We start from the raw sequence: 13,720 nt of genomic DNA on the forward strand, positions 1-13,720 counted from the left end.
TCTTAGCTAGTTGGAGACCTTACTTTTATGCAGTAAGGCATCCTCGTAGGATTTTCCATATTCATCAATTCTACCCGACCAAGAAAAATCCTGTTGCATGGCATTCATGCGGATAGTCTGCCACTTCTTGGTGCTCTGTCGCAATCGTATTCCTTGTAAAACTTGGGCAAGGAAAGCTTCTTTGTGAAACTCTTTAAAAACGAAGCCAGTTCCGGTTAACGCGTGGTCATCCCAAGGTTGCACCGTATCGGCTAGTCCGCCTGTTGCATGAACGATTGGAATAGTGCCATATCTTTGGCTGTATAATTGGCTGAGGCCGCAAGGCTCAAAACGCGAAGGCATCAGGAAAAAGTCGCAACCCGCTTCAATCAGGTGGGATAGAGGCATATCAAAGCCTATATGCACACTCACTTGGTTGGGGTTATCTTTGGCGAGGTTTGAAAAATAGTTTTCATAAGAAGCATCGCCAGATCCTAGGAGAATAAATTGTGCCCCGAGACGTAAGATTTCCTCTACTATACTCTGCGTCAACTCGAGTCCTTTTTGTTCAACGAGGCGAGTGACAATGCCAAATAGGGGTGGATTTTCATCAACTGGCAAGTGAAAAGCTTCCTGTAGTCTACGCTTGCAAAGGGCTTTGCCTTTCATATGTTTGGTCGAGTAGTTTTCCGGAATATGGGGGTCTGTTTCAGGGTTCCATGTTTCGTTGTCCATGCCGTTAGTGATGCCTCTTAATTTATGTTTATATTTCTTTAATACTCCATCTAGTCCGCAGCCTTTTGCAGGGGTAAGAATTTCATTGGCATAAGTTGGACTTACCGTGGTGATAGCATCTGCGCAAACAAGTCCTCCTTTCATCAAGTTGAGGCGTCCATAATACTCCAGGATTTCGGGCGAATTAAAAACCTTTGGAAGTCCAAGAAGGTTGAAATCTTGGGAAGAAAATATTCCCTGGTAGGCAAGGTTGTGAATGGTAAATACCGTGGCGGTTTCAAGTGCCAGGTGTCGAATAAAAACAGGCACTAAAGCACAATGCCAATCGTGAAGATGTAGAATTTGTGGCGCTGGAGTAAGAAGCTGGCTTAGCGCGGTGACAGCTTTGCTGAAGAAAACGAAACGGCTCAAGTTGTCGGGGTATTGTCCGTAGCGGTCACCATAGAGGCCCTGTCGATCAAATAATCTTGGTTCTTCAATAGCAAAAAGACGAACATGGTTTGCAGTCTTGCCCTGCCAGATTTGTGCTCGGTACCTGTTATTGCCTACTGGAACTTCATACTGAATCCTGGTATTCCGCCATGGTTGCTCCTTGTGATCATGCATGATTCGATACATGGGGACAGTAACGGAGACACTGTGTCCAGCGCTGCGCAATGCACCTGGCAATCCTGCTAATACGTCTCCCAGGCCGCCCGTGTGCGCGTAAGGGCTAATTTCACTGGATGCGAATAATATGTTCATACCTCAACTACAGTGATAGATTGGGATCAAAGCTGCATCAGTGTCGATCAGCAATTTCTTTTAACTATTTATAAGGCATTTACCAAAGACTCTATGTCGCGACAGAAAAAACTCTCCGAGGCGGTTGTCAAACTTCTAAGCCAGCCCAGATACCAGCCACTCGACAAAAATCAAATAGCAGGAAAGCTCAAAGTGGCTTCTGACCACCGTAGAGATCTTCGAAAGGCTTTGCGCGATTTAGAGGAAGAGGGGGAAATCGCAAAAGTGCGTAAGAACTGCTGGGTCTTGGCTCAACAGGTTGATCTGATCACTGGTGTCTTAAGTTTTAGTCACAAGGGCTATGCCTTTTTGATCCCCGAGAAAGGGGGCGATGATTATTACATTGCCGCAGAGGATACTGGAGTGGCTATGCACCAAGACCTCGTGACAGCTCGCCTGAAGATAAAGTCCAAAGGCCGCTATGTTAAAGAGGACTCCAAGCGCGAAGCGGAGGTGATTAGGGTGCTTAAGAGAAGGCGTCATACCATAGTTGGGACTTTAGATAAGGCTGGTAGCTTTTGGATTGTGACTCCAGATGATTCACGCATGGTACATGATTTTTATGTTCCAGAGCCGAAGACTGGAGATCAAGCGATAGCCAACCCAGGTGATAAGGTGGTGGTAGAAATGACTGAATGGCAAAATCGTCATGTCAACCCAGAAGGTGTCATCATAGAAAGGCTAGGCAAAGCAGGTGACCCTACCATTGATTTTATTTCCATCGTGAAAAAATATGATCTGGCAACTGAATTTGATTCATTGGCTTTAGCTGAGCTAGCCCAATTTGCTCATCCGGAAGGAGATGCTCCTTTTCCTAAGGGCAAAGATAGACTGGATCTAAGAAAAGATTTTGTCGTTACCATAGACCCTGACGATGCGAAAGATTTTGATGACGCTATTTCGATCAATAAACTGGTAGGCGGGAAAGTTGAGGTTGGCATCCACATCGCGGATGTAGCTCACTATGTGAGAGTAAAGTCAACGCTGGATAAGGAGGCAAAGTCTCGAGGAAATAGTGTTTACCTTCCTGGCAAGGTCATTCCTATGTTGCCTGAGGAGCTCTCCAATGGTTTATGCTCGTTAAAGCCAAAAGTGGATCGCTTGGCCTTCTCTGCTTTTATTACCCTGAGTGCTAGAGGGAAAATGACGAAGATGCGCTTCGCGAAGAGTGTGATTCATTCCAACCACCGCCTTACCTACCAAGAAGCTCTCACTCGCCTTCAACGAAAACCAAAGGACAAGCTAGACAAGTTTTTGCACAAAGCTTGGAGTGTCGCCTCATTACTAAGGAAAAACCGTTTTGCCAATGGGGCGTTAGATTTAGAAATGCCTGAAGTAAAGGTTTATTGTGATAAGCATGGTAAGGTTAAAAAAATAGCAAAGATGGAGCATGATATTTCGCATCAGCTCATAGAAGAATTTATGCTCTTAGCCAATGAAGCGGTCGCCAGTGCACTTAAAAATAATCAGCAGCCTGCTATATACAGGGTACATGAAAAACCGGATCCTTCTAAACTAGCAGAATATCGAGAGCTCTTAGCGATTCATGGCGTGAAAGTAGGAGATCTTACAAAGGCAGGAGAGCTACAAAAGGCTCTGCAAAAAATTGCGGAGCTTCCAGAGGCGCATAGTCTGCGTGTAGGGTTATTAAAATCACTGAAACGTGCGCACTATCGACCGGAACCATTTGGACACTTTGGGTTGGCGAAAACGAATTACACCCACTTCACCTCTCCCATTCGTCGCTATTCGGATTTGGTGGTACACCGCGCTTTGGAGCGATATGTCAGAAAAAATAAGACAAGGGCTGTATCAGGGAAAGCCCTCAAAGATGTATCAGATCATCTTTCTTTTACCGAGAGGAATGCGGCGGAAGCCGAAAATGAACTGACCAAAATCAAGAAACTCCAGTATTTTGCCGATCAACTAAAACGCAAGAAGCGTCACAAATATACGGCTCTTATTATGGAGGTGCTCAACTTTGGCATAGTTATAGAGCTTTCAGATTTTTTGATGACAGGGCTCATTCATGTAAGTTCTATGAAAAATGACTTCTATCAATATGACCGCAGAAGAGGTCGCTTCAAAGGCCGGCGGCTTATGAACCAGTATGCGGCAGGTCAGAAAGTTTTAGTAGAAGTAGATAAGGTTGATATGCAAAAGCAACTCATCGACTTCAAGTTGGTGAAATAAATCCAAATACAGAATTCGGGCAAATATAGTGACTAATGAGCCTGAACTATTTCGAGATTATCACAGAAATTTATGCCCACTTCGCGACACATCCCTACCATTTGATTTTCAGGAGTGACTTTTTTAATTCTAGAGATTGCTTCCTGGAAATGGACATGTCCTACAATATAGTTTTGATAGCTAACCATATGCCCCCAGAGATCGTTGTTGACTAATTCGACAGCGCCAACTCCAAAACGTGTTCCTAAAATGCGGTCGAGTGAGGTAGGTGCTCCCCCTCTTTGTAAATGACCCAGGACTACACATCGGGTGTCTTTACCCGTAGTTGATCCAATATGATCCGCAACTCGCTGGCCAATTCCTCCTAACTTATGTTCACCTTGTGACCCGACATCTTTCTTGACCACGACATCGGTATCCTTGGCGAACGCTCCTTCAGCTACCACTACCATAGAAGTTGTCAGATTTTCATTTTCGCGAGTGTTGATTACGTCTGTAATTTGTTCGAAGGAGAAAGGGAGTTCCGGGACGAGAATGATATCCGCACCTCCGGCCAAGCCCCCATGAAGGGCGATCCATCCAGCATAACGACCCATCACTTCAACTACCATGACACGTTTATGGCTGGTGGCGGTGGTTCTTAAGCGGTCTAGAGCATCGACTACGACACTCACGGCTGAGTCAAAACCAAAGGTGATGGCTGTAGCAGAAAGGTCATTATCAATCGTCTTGGGTACGCCGATGGCTTTCACTCCGTTTTGGTGCAGCTCATAAGCGGTCGTTAAAGAACCGTCTCCGCCTATAACAATGATTCCCTCGATATCCAGGTCTTTTAAAGTTTTTTTGGTTTGCTCGATGAGTTCAGGAGCCAGTGATAATTTGCCGCCTTTGCCAATCTTGGTAACGAAGTGACCGCGATTTGTGGTCCCTAATATGGTACCACCCAAGTGCATGATGTCATCGGTATCTCGGAGATTTAGCATGTCATAATTTGGCGGTTGTAACAGTCCCTCAAAGCCGTCTTTAAAACCAACAACCTCACGATCAATTTTCGCCCCTGCATGAACAACCGCACGAATGACTGCATTAAGTCCGGGACAGTCACCGCCGCATGTTAATACTCCTATTCTCTTTTGTGCCATGGGGAAGTACTAGAGGCTCTTAGTTTCCTAGCCAAGGTGATTTTTTAAATCCTCATCTTTTCAAAACACTATTTTGTGTTGTCATTTCAGCATGCTCCCGGCAACTTGCACAGACATGGGTTGGAAGTCCAAGCGGGTTCGTTATTGTGTATTAGCAGGTTACTGCCTCATGCTTATAGGACTTTCATCTATACCAAGTCAGGCTATGCCAAACTCTCAAGTGCTCAATTATGATAAGGTCTTACATGCATTAGTCTATGCAGGTTTAGGGTTTTTGTTGGCATCTACTCAATGGCCGTGGTTTGTCGCACTTATCATAGGAATCCTAGCTGGCGGGTTGGATGAGCTTTATCAAAATGTCACACCGGGCCGTATGCCTTCTTTGTCCGACTGGGTGGCAGATTCTTTTGGGGTAGCCATGGGAATTCTAGTCTATAGAATTTTCCTGCATGTCACCAAGCTACACTCAAGAGGCCGCAAAGAAAAGGCACGATGAGCTGAGTCAACTACTGCGTGAACATAATGTGGCCTATTATGTACTTGCCTGCCCCACTATATCAGACCGCGAATACGATAAACTCTACCAAGAGTTAGTTGAGCTTGAGCACGAGTTTCCAGAATTTGTGACTGCATCGTCACCTACGCAACAAGTAGGAGCGGAGCCTGTAGCATCCTTCCGGACTGTCGCTCATTCTGTGCCTATGCAGAGTCTGGATAATACCTATTCCGAAGAGGAGTTAATGGCATTTATTGATAGAGTTCATAAGACTCTAGGAGATGATAAGGTATCTTTTATTCTAGAACCAAAGATTGATGGCGTGGCAGTGAGTGTGCGTTATGAGAATGGTTCATTTGTGCAGGGCTTAACTCGTGGTGATGGCACAAAGGGGGATGATATTACAGCGAACTTAAGAACGTTAAGGCAGTTGCCAATGACACTGAAAAGCGACTCGCTGGAAGTTTTGGAGTTGAGAGGGGAAGTCTTTATGACGCATGCAGCTTTTCAGCGTATGAATGAGGAGCGAGAGAAAAATAAGGAAGCTACTTTTGCCAACGCCCGAAATGCAACAGCTGGCACTTTGAAATTATTGGATTCTAAGATTGTTGCCACTCGCCCGCTGGCCATTGCCTTGTATGGGTTAGGGCAAGTGACAGGAAAAACTTTTGCCACCCATCAGGGCACTTTACAGTACCTTGCCAGCCAAGGGGTGCCTACGCCAGAAAAGAATTGGTACTGTCAATCTAAGCCAGAGATTCTCGCTGCATTGGGAGAACTCAATGAGTTGCGTAAGAATTTTGGTTATCCTACAGATGGCGCAGTTCTAAAGGTAAATGAATTAAATCTCAGAGATGAGTTGGGCTCGACTGCAAAAGCCCCTCGCTGGGCTATAGCTTATAAATTCGAGGCCGAGCAAGCGGAAACACGATTAAAAAATGTCACTTTCCAAGTAGGTCGTACTGGAACAATCACGCCCGTAGCAGAGTTGTCCCCTGTCTTACTAAGTGGAACAACAGTGAGCCGAGCAACACTGCACAACTTTGAAGAGGTTAAAAGGAAGGACGTCCGGGTTGGAGATGTAGTTGTCTTGGAAAAGGCGGGGGAGATTATTCCTGCGGTAATCAGTGTTAATTTAGGGTTGCGCCCGAAAAATAGCGTTCCTGTTGAAGCTCCTAGAAAGTGTCCTTGTTGCTCGTTTCAGACGGAATATGAGGGAATCTTTTTGCGTTGTCCCAATGATCAATGCCCGGAAATAGTGAAACGAAAGTTGGAGCATTTTTGCCATCGTGGGGCAATGGATATAGAAGGCTTAGGAGAGAGTGTTGTCGAGCAGCTAGTCGATAACAAACTCATTTCTCGAGTCGACGATATCTATCATCTCAAGAAGGAAAAGCTCATTGCTCTTGAGAGAATGGGTGAGAAATCGGTTAATAACTTAATTAATGCAATTGAGGCAAGTAAGAGCCAGCCCATGTGGCGTTTACTATTTGGGTTGGGCATTTTGCATGTAGGCGCTGGTTTGGCCAAGCAATTGGAGCGTTCATTTTCCTCGGTTCATGATTTAGCTGCTGCCGAAATAGAGCAGCTATTAGATATATCAGATGTAGGAGAGGTTGTTGCTCAAAGTTTGTATCATTATTTTCGTGAAGAGGAGTCTATACGCCTTATTTCCAGTCTTGAGCAGCTAGGGTTACACCTAAGCTCTATGCTAAAGCATGAGGAGGGTTCTACATCTTCTTCAGTCTTGTCGGGTAAGAAATTTGTGATTACGGGCACCCTTTCAAAATCACGGCAACACTTTGTAGAAATGATTGAAAAAATTGGAGGGAATGTTGTTGGGAGTATTAGCTCCAAGACAGATTACCTGTTAGCTGGAGAACAGACCGGCTCTAAGTTGGCTAAAGCGCAAAAACTTGGAGTGACAGTGATAGATGAAACGGCTTTTGAAAAACTTGCCACTGAAGGCAGCAATGATTAATATCCACTGCTGATGTTGATTGCTTTTTGGAAAAACTCGAGTGCAGGTTACCTAAAGGTCTTTTTCATAACATTAACCTGCTTGGTATTGTCGTTGGAGGTGCCGATCCATGCGCAGACTCATCATCCTAGTGCTCGAGAAGATGCCGCCATTGAGCGCGGGAAGATTCTTAGGACGGCTGATCAAATAGATATTTTATGGAATAAAATAGAAAATCTTGAGAAAGAGGCCTCCTTTTTTAAGAAAAGAATCCAAAGTCTTGAAGAACAAAACCGCTTATTGGAAAAACAATTAGCCATTCAACAGAAGGATGCGCAACAGAATAGAAAAGCTTTGTTAAAAGAAGTTGCTTCTATCATCGAAGATTCGCAAAAGAATGGCGTGGGTTCATCTATGGCATCTCGGTCTACAACAGAAAACACATCCGCTATACCCGAAAAGGGCTATGAGCATGTGGTTGCTAAGGGAGAGAGTTTATGGGGAATTTCAAGAAATTATACCAATCAAGGAATTAAAGTTACTGTTGAAGATATCCGCTTGGCAAATCAGTTGGCCAAAGGTCAAATTATTCGCGAAGGCCAAAAATTATTTATACCAATTAAGTAGAACCTAGGTATGGGGAAAAAAGACGCTAGATACCTGCTCAAGAAAACAGAGGATGGAAATACAATTGGTCCACTTACCAAGGAGGGTCTTAAAGAACTGGCTCAATCTGCCAGAGTCGCCCCGGATGATGAAGTAGCGCTGACAACGAAGCAAAATATCTGGCAGCCTGCGCCCAATGTGGATTTTTTAGAAATGAATTGGCTTGTGCCCAGGGGTGAAAACTCCACTGGCTATGGTCCTACTACGCTAGGCACCTTACACGAATTCCTAATTGCTGGTGAAATTACGGCAGAGCACTTGGTAGAACATAAGAAAACCGGCCAGAAAAAGAAAATTATTGAATTAGTCGAAGTGCTCACAGACAAGCAAATTAAGGTCAGAAACGAAGCTAAAGAAAGTAATCCCCCAACACTAAAAAATAACGATGCCGCGCATGCAGTAGAAGAAGTTTTGGAAACGGCACGCCAATTAAGAATTCGCCAACTAGCACACGACTTGGATGATCTTACTAAAAAACATGATGCCCTTTTGCAAAAATTTCGAAAACTCTCTGTTCAGCTTGCCCAAAAGAAGTAGTTTAAGCCAGTTGGCTTTATTCACCAACCTGATAAGATAAATAGCAGAGGATGAAGAATTTCTGAGGAGGCTTTTGGATCATCGTCTGATTCAATAATCCGAGAAGCTTTTCATTTTGCTCACTCCGTCGAATGTTAGCTTCTCATACACTCTCACATCTGCGTCTCATATTTTATAGGGTCTCGCTTTATTCTCAGTTCAATCTGCTTGGAGTATTTATCAACAGGCTTCAGCCCGAACCCTTAAATTTAGCAGGCATTCTTATATAGATGTTCTGCTTGTTCACAATATCAGTTCGGAATAGCAAGGGTAATGATTTGATTTCTTTCCGTCATCCTCTGACTCCTCCCTACTGTCATCTCGCACGACTCCCCCCATACCGTCATCCCACGACTTGATCGGGGGATTCAGTATTCATGGGCTGTGGCCTTAGATTGAAAGTTAAAGGCATTGCCTATGCTTAGCAGTATGAAACTCCGCAAAAGCTATGGTAGGCTGTCCGCGTTAGCTTACAAAGGAGATAAATATTGCTCTAAGTGTTTTAATTTATGAGTGTATTCGAGTCTTAATCCACTTATATGCATAGTCCGTTTTTAGAGGTCCATATTCTTGAAATGTTAGTAAATTTTGAGCTTTAAGCTTCAAGATAAAGAATTCGAGGCCGATATTTCATTACGGCCACTAATTTTTTAAATAAGGAATAATATGGTGCTATCAAAATTGACTATAGGAAACCGCTTGTCAATAGGTTTTGCTACTTTACTAATGCTAATGTTAATAGTGGGCGGTGTTTGCTACGCTATTATGTCTCAAGCAACTGGGCTATCTACCATTGTAAGTGAAGAATGTGGTGAGGCTCTAGAGATTGCAGAAGAAGTCCTTACTAGCTGGACAGAGGCAAGAGCCAACGTTGAAAAATATATCATTACAGGACAAGATAAATTTCGTGAAAAGGCCGATACTTACCTAGTTGAGGTGAAAAAAGGAGTGGATCACGGTATAGCAGCAGTTAACAAATTTACCCACCTGCCTAAGGTTCGGAAAGATATTGAGATTATGGATAATTCTTTCCGTAGATTTTCGGATGAATATCAAAAAATTATTCAAGTAATAGATAAGAAAAATAAATCGCAAACAGGCTTTGCAAAAACCGAGAAGCTATTTGTTGAGGACCTCGAAGCATTTATTTCCTATGAGAGAGGATTATTAACGTCTAATTATGAGACCTTAGCTAGTAGTGAGTTAGCACGTATTATGGGGCTCATTAGCTCAACGGCTTTGCTGGAAAAAGAGGCCGCTTCGATATATGCAATGGCTATACATGCCGAGCTCACTCATAATGTTAAGGAACTAGATGAGGCTGCCAATTCCTTTGTTAAAGTTGAAAGAGGCTTTAAAGAGCTAGAGTCAGGTGTTCAGACTGCCAAAGGAAAGGAGCTTCTAGGGGTCGCTAAGCAACATATGAATGACTACAAAGAGTCACTCTATACACTTGATAAACTGATTCATGAGTTGTATGCGCTAGAAGACAGTATCACGCAGATCGAAATAGAGTTCACCAATGCTGCTATTGCTATGGAAAAGGATTCTATAGATGTGACTCACAAAACGATAGAGGAGGAGCACCAACTTCTAAGTGTTGGCAAAAACACTGTAGTATTTGGACTGATAATTTCGGTTGTCATAGGCATCGTATGTTGTTTGCTGATATCTCGCAGTGTCACCGGTCCAATTAAAAAACTTATAGGCTCCTTGAGAGACGCATCAGAAACTACTGCGTCTGCCGCGAGAGAACTAACTAGCTCTAGCACGACTTTAGCGGATCAATCCAGTCAGCAAGCAGCATCTTTAGAGGAGACAAGCGCCTCCGTTGAGGAGATGTCAAGTATTACAAAATGTAATGCTGAAACATGCGTTAAATCCAAGACACTTTCCGCCCAAGCAGTAGCTGCTGCTCAAAACGGCCTAGATGGCATGGGTAAACTCAATCAGGGCGTAGCCACCATCAAGGAATCTACAGAAAAGATGAACTCTGCTATGGACTCGATTAAGGAAGCCAGCGGGTCTATCTCAAAAGTGATTAAAACAATAGATGAAATAGCCTTTCAAACAAATATCCTTGCCTTAAATGCAGCAGTAGAAGCGGCTCGCGCCGGTGATGCGGGGTTGGGGTTCGCGGTAGTGGCAGATGAAGTACGGGGGCTTGCTCAGCGGAGTGCGGAAGCGGCCAAAGAAACCGCTTTGCTCATTGAAGACTCCATCGAAAAAAGTGATAGAGGGCAAGAGGTTTGCATTCTGGTAAATCAAAATTTGCAGACCATTGCTGATAATTCTTCAAAAGTCAGCAAGGACTTGGATGAAATCTCTAGCAAAGTTAAGGAATCAAATGAGTCAACCTCACAAATTACGGATGCTTCCCGCGAACAAGAGGCAGGTATATCACAGTTAAATAATGCAATTACTGAGATCGATTCATCTACTCAACAAAATGCTGCTAGTGCTGAAGAAACCGCTAGTTCTGCTAATGTGCTTCAGGAACAAGCAAGAGAACTAAAGACTATTATTGCAGAATTAGAGGCTTTAGTTACAAAGTCAGGAGTAAGACTAGAACAGGGCCATTCCTCCTCTTTGAATACTCAAAATGGGGAACCATCTAATGATGGAAAATCTCTCAGCCTTCCTTCTACCCAAAGTCGACAAGTTACTCCTATCGCTGCCGGCTCCCAACTGGATGATTCAGAATTCTTCTAGCACAGGCACAATCGCATCTGCCGTCATAAATTAATTTCCTTCAATATAATCCACCAAAATTAGGATTACCCCTGTGCCTTTAATCTATAATGGATCGTTTTTATCTCTCATTCGGGCTAGGAAAATGTGGCGGTTTCAAAAATCCTGTTATTGGTTTTTTCGAAAGTTATTGAGGTCATCTTGCAGCATAATCCATGGATCAGCGGCAAATGTTTTAAAGTCCGCTTCATTGCGGTGTCCAACATAGGGAATCCATAGAATCTCATTGGAAGCATTTCGCCAGGTAAGCATCCAGGCTATTCCTCCTGTCCCAGGAGTTGCCTTAAATTTTGCCAGATAGTCCGTCTACCAGTTTGCATTATCCGTCCTTTCTAAACCTTTATTTTGACTGCACTCAGTAAGTGCGGCGACTTCGTTATATCTTTTCGCAATACCCGCAATAATTGGAGAGTGGATAGTTGAGGGCTCCAAGATGCCATAACCGTCGAAGCCTATAACATCCATGTATTCCATCCCAGGAAAGCATTCATGATTTAGATAGGCATCTTGAGTGTAAGAGGATTGCCGGTATGGCTTAGGAAAAGCTCAGCACATTAAAAATTATCAACCTTTGCATGGTGTGATCATTTATTCATGGTGATCTTTGCACGGTCTCCTATATCAACACGAACAGGTACATCATACTGATTCAAAAAATAGGCCTCCTTAGGTGTTTTAGTGCCATTTCGAAGAAATAGCCCCCCTTCAGTTAGCCGAGAATAAAAACTATCTCGCACCGCTATTTTATTAGGCGCTTGGTAGTAATAGCCATTAGAATCCTCGTAGGTTGCAACATATTTGCCCGCAGGTAACTGAACCTTAACTGTTAGAACTCCATCTCCCCACTTAAAAGGCTCATGCACTGTAATGGATTTGTAAGGAGGTGTTGAAGTTAGACCTTGAACTGTTGCACAACCCACCATGATTAAACTTGCACTAAGTAGACAGGCTAATAATCGCAATATATTTTTTGTTTCTTTTGTCATAAATTTATACGAAGGCTTGAAAGTAGAATAGCCATAGTATTAGGTTATCTAGAATATTTAATCAAATATAATAGTATCCCTCAATGAACTCGTAAGGCCTTTTCTATTCCTCCTTACTAGAAACAACATGATGGTAGAGCAAAGAACAAAAGAGTCCACCTCCAAGGGGTCCTGCCCAGTAAACCCACATCTGCCGTAGTTGTTCTGGATCTCCACCAATGATTGCCGTTCCAAAATGACGCGCTGGATTCATCGCGACCCCCGTCAAGGGACCTCCTGCAAGAATACCCATGACGACGCGACGGCAAGGCCTATGTAAATAGCAACGGGCTTGGGCCCTCTAGGATCTACGGCCAAACCCCAGATAACATAAAGCAAGAAGAAGGTCGTAATCATTTCCAACAAAATGACCTGCCAGAGACTTATTGTTTCAGGATTATACGTGGGCGTTCCCTGGGCGATCACGTTTCTATCGACAAAGACTAGCAGTAGCAGCCCAGCCACCAAGCCCGCCAAACATTGGATAATGATGTATAAAATCGCCTTTAGGACGGTCATTTTCTGAGTGATAAGCAAACCTATGGTTATAACAGGATTAAATTGTGCGCCACTCACCTTCATGGTTGCATTAGCGAATGTTGCAACCATAACTCCATGCGCTAAGGCAATTCCAATCAGGGCGCCCGGTTGCTAGGCTAAATGCTCGACGGCTAAAACTCCCCCAAAACACAAGGCAAACGTCCCCGCAAACTCAGCAACCAGTTCTCTGACTAAAGATCTGCTCATACCGACGGTACTTAAAGGGCAGGCGGATGTTCGAAAAGTAATTTTCGTGGTTAACTAAATGAGTTCCACAGGGGTCTATCTTGTGATGTCACCCTGACCGAGAACACGGAAACCAGCCTTACCCAAAGCTTGTTCGGCAACATCAGCATCTTCTAAATTGATTGCTAGCGCAGAACAGCTACTTGGACGGCTAATAAATGCATACATGTAATGGATATTTATTTCCGCCTCAAGAAGGGAAGCCAAAACATTCGGCACCTGGGTCATCGCATCGAACTCAACAGCCAAAACTTTAGTCTCTGCATAGGGTATTAAGTGCTCCTCAAACATGGCTCGAGCCTTATCAGGATCATCCAAAATAAGGCGAATAATGGAGCTATCGGTTGTATCCAAGACTGTTACCGCTACGATGGTAATGCCGGTTTCCTTAAACATCTTAAAGATCTCCAGTAGGCGGCCCAAACGATTCTCGGTAAAAACGGAAAACTGGACAACGGGATCCTTGCGCTTACGCGACACTTCTCTTTCAATCACCCTTGGAGAATAAATGCATGCATTTGAAAATGCACCACTTTTTCTAGGATCTATTCAGGAATTCTGAAGAGCAAATGGCTGCCCCTGAGCTACTGGGTTCGTGCTCTGTTTGTCTTAAACAGAGCACTGCATG

General features: G+C 43.8%; 14 protein-coding genes. 6 read left to right on the forward strand and 8 right to left on the reverse strand.

Annotation, left to right across the window (positions count from 1 at the left end; all coding sequences use genetic code 11):
* Positions 1 to 6: 6 nt before the first annotated feature.
* Positions 7 to 1,458 (reverse strand): glycogen synthase GlgA, encoded by a 1,452-nt coding sequence (glgA, locus tag AAGA18_08240; GenBank protein MEM9445330.1) that lies wholly within the window; start codon positions 1,456 to 1,458, stop codon positions 7 to 9.
* 93 nt (positions 1,459 to 1,551) lie between these two features.
* Here glgA and rnr point away from each other — a divergent pair, with 93 nt between their 5' ends.
* Positions 1,552 to 3,690 carry a ribonuclease R gene (gene rnr, locus AAGA18_08245; protein MEM9445331.1) on the forward strand — a complete coding sequence of 713 codons (2,139 nt, stop codon included), beginning with the start codon at positions 1,552 to 1,554 and terminating at the stop codon, positions 3,688 to 3,690.
* 32 nt (positions 3,691 to 3,722) lie between these two features.
* Here the strand turns inward: rnr and AAGA18_08250 are convergent, their stop codons facing one another.
* A complete protein-coding gene (locus AAGA18_08250) occupies positions 3,723 to 4,832 on the reverse strand; it encodes an ATP-dependent 6-phosphofructokinase (protein MEM9445332.1) in 1,110 nt (369 codons plus the stop codon).
* 91 nt (positions 4,833 to 4,923) lie between these two features.
* On the opposite strand from AAGA18_08250, the gene AAGA18_08255 reads away from it, so the two are divergent.
* The 5 genes from AAGA18_08255 to AAGA18_08275 all read left to right on the forward strand — a co-directional run bounded on the left by AAGA18_08255 (position 4,924) and on the right by AAGA18_08275 (position 11,242).
* Positions 4,924 to 5,328 carry a VanZ family protein gene (locus AAGA18_08255; protein MEM9445333.1) on the forward strand — a complete coding sequence of 135 codons (405 nt, stop codon included), beginning with the start codon at positions 4,924 to 4,926 and terminating at the stop codon, positions 5,326 to 5,328.
* The gene (ligA, locus tag AAGA18_08260; protein ID MEM9445334.1) at positions 5,282 to 7,309 is read left to right on the forward strand and encodes an NAD-dependent DNA ligase LigA; all 2,028 of its coding nucleotides are present in this window, start codon (positions 5,282 to 5,284) and stop codon (positions 7,307 to 7,309) included. Before AAGA18_08255 ends, ligA begins: the two co-directional genes overlap by 47 nt.
* A 12-nt stretch (positions 7,310 to 7,321) precedes the next feature.
* Complete coding sequence (locus AAGA18_08265) at positions 7,322 to 7,915, forward strand: LysM peptidoglycan-binding domain-containing protein (protein MEM9445335.1); 594 nt, start codon at positions 7,322 to 7,324, stop codon at positions 7,913 to 7,915.
* A gap of 9 nt (positions 7,916 to 7,924) precedes the next feature.
* Positions 7,925 to 8,491: a hypothetical protein gene (locus AAGA18_08270; GenBank protein ID MEM9445336.1), complete on the forward strand. Its 567-nt coding sequence runs from the start codon at positions 7,925 to 7,927 to the stop codon at positions 8,489 to 8,491.
* A gap of 705 nt (positions 8,492 to 9,196) precedes the next feature.
* Entirely contained in the window at positions 9,197 to 11,242 is a 2,046-nt protein-coding gene (locus AAGA18_08275) for a methyl-accepting chemotaxis protein (GenBank protein ID MEM9445337.1), read from the forward strand.
* A 147-nt stretch (positions 11,243 to 11,389) separates the two neighbouring features.
* Here the strand turns inward: AAGA18_08275 and AAGA18_08280 are convergent, their stop codons facing one another.
* From AAGA18_08280 to AAGA18_08305, 6 genes are all read right to left on the reverse strand, one after another.
* Positions 11,390 to 11,533 carry a hypothetical protein gene (locus tag AAGA18_08280; GenBank protein MEM9445338.1) on the reverse strand — a complete coding sequence of 48 codons (144 nt, stop codon included), beginning with the start codon at positions 11,531 to 11,533 and terminating at the stop codon, positions 11,390 to 11,392.
* 54 nt (positions 11,534 to 11,587) lie between these two features.
* Positions 11,588 to 11,755 (reverse strand): hypothetical protein, encoded by a 168-nt coding sequence (locus AAGA18_08285; GenBank protein ID MEM9445339.1) that lies wholly within the window; start codon positions 11,753 to 11,755, stop codon positions 11,588 to 11,590.
* A 110-nt stretch (positions 11,756 to 11,865) separates the two neighbouring features.
* Positions 11,866 to 12,267, reverse strand: coding sequence for a hypothetical protein (locus tag AAGA18_08290; protein ID MEM9445340.1), 402 nt, complete (start codon positions 12,265 to 12,267; stop codon positions 11,866 to 11,868).
* 103 nt (positions 12,268 to 12,370) lie between these two features.
* Positions 12,371 to 12,559 (reverse strand): aquaporin, encoded by a 189-nt coding sequence (locus AAGA18_08295; GenBank protein MEM9445341.1) that lies wholly within the window; start codon positions 12,557 to 12,559, stop codon positions 12,371 to 12,373.
* Complete coding sequence (locus AAGA18_08300) at positions 12,532 to 12,945, reverse strand: aquaporin (GenBank protein MEM9445342.1); 414 nt, start codon at positions 12,943 to 12,945, stop codon at positions 12,532 to 12,534. The genes AAGA18_08295 and AAGA18_08300 overlap by 28 nt, the downstream gene beginning before the upstream one ends.
* Before the next feature lie 183 nt (positions 12,946 to 13,128).
* Positions 13,129 to 13,572, reverse strand: a complete 444-nt coding sequence (locus tag AAGA18_08305) for an acetolactate synthase (GenBank protein ID MEM9445343.1) — start codon at positions 13,570 to 13,572, stop codon at positions 13,129 to 13,131.
* Between the last annotated feature and the right edge of the window lie 148 nt (positions 13,573 to 13,720).

This window comes from Verrucomicrobiota bacterium (genome assembly GCA_039192515.1).
In the GTDB taxonomy this organism is placed as follows: Bacteria; Verrucomicrobiota; Verrucomicrobiia; order Methylacidiphilales; family JBCCWR01; genus JBCCWR01.

What these genes read in the sequence shown, in the direction of transcription:
- glgA (MEM9445330.1), bottom strand. Translation starts at nt 1,458, where the DNA reads ATGAACATATTATTCGCATCCAGTGAAATTAGCCCTTACGCGCACACG.
- rnr (MEM9445331.1), top strand. Translation starts at nt 1,552, where the DNA reads ATGTCGCGACAGAAAAAACTCTCCGAGGCGGTTGTCAAACTTCTAAGC.
- AAGA18_08250 (MEM9445332.1), bottom strand. Translation starts at nt 4,832, where the DNA reads ATGGCACAAAAGAGAATAGGAGTATTAACATGCGGCGGTGACTGTCCC.
- AAGA18_08255 (MEM9445333.1), top strand. Translation starts at nt 4,924, where the DNA reads ATGCTCCCGGCAACTTGCACAGACATGGGTTGGAAGTCCAAGCGGGTT.
- ligA (MEM9445334.1), top strand. Translation starts at nt 5,282, where the DNA reads ATGTCACCAAGCTACACTCAAGAGGCCGCAAAGAAAAGGCACGATGAG.
- AAGA18_08265 (MEM9445335.1), top strand. Translation starts at nt 7,322, where the DNA reads ATGTTGATTGCTTTTTGGAAAAACTCGAGTGCAGGTTACCTAAAGGTC.
- AAGA18_08270 (MEM9445336.1), top strand. Translation starts at nt 7,925, where the DNA reads ATGGGGAAAAAAGACGCTAGATACCTGCTCAAGAAAACAGAGGATGGA.
- AAGA18_08275 (MEM9445337.1), top strand. Translation starts at nt 9,197, where the DNA reads ATGGTGCTATCAAAATTGACTATAGGAAACCGCTTGTCAATAGGTTTT.
- AAGA18_08280 (MEM9445338.1), bottom strand. Translation starts at nt 11,533, where the DNA reads ATGCTTACCTGGCGAAATGCTTCCAATGAGATTCTATGGATTCCCTAT.
- AAGA18_08285 (MEM9445339.1), bottom strand. Translation starts at nt 11,755, where the DNA reads ATGGAATACATGGATGTTATAGGCTTCGACGGTTATGGCATCTTGGAG.
- AAGA18_08290 (MEM9445340.1), bottom strand. Translation starts at nt 12,267, where the DNA reads ATGACAAAAGAAACAAAAAATATATTGCGATTATTAGCCTGTCTACTT.
- AAGA18_08295 (MEM9445341.1), bottom strand. Translation starts at nt 12,559, where the DNA reads ATGGGTATTCTTGCAGGAGGTCCCTTGACGGGGGTCGCGATGAATCCA.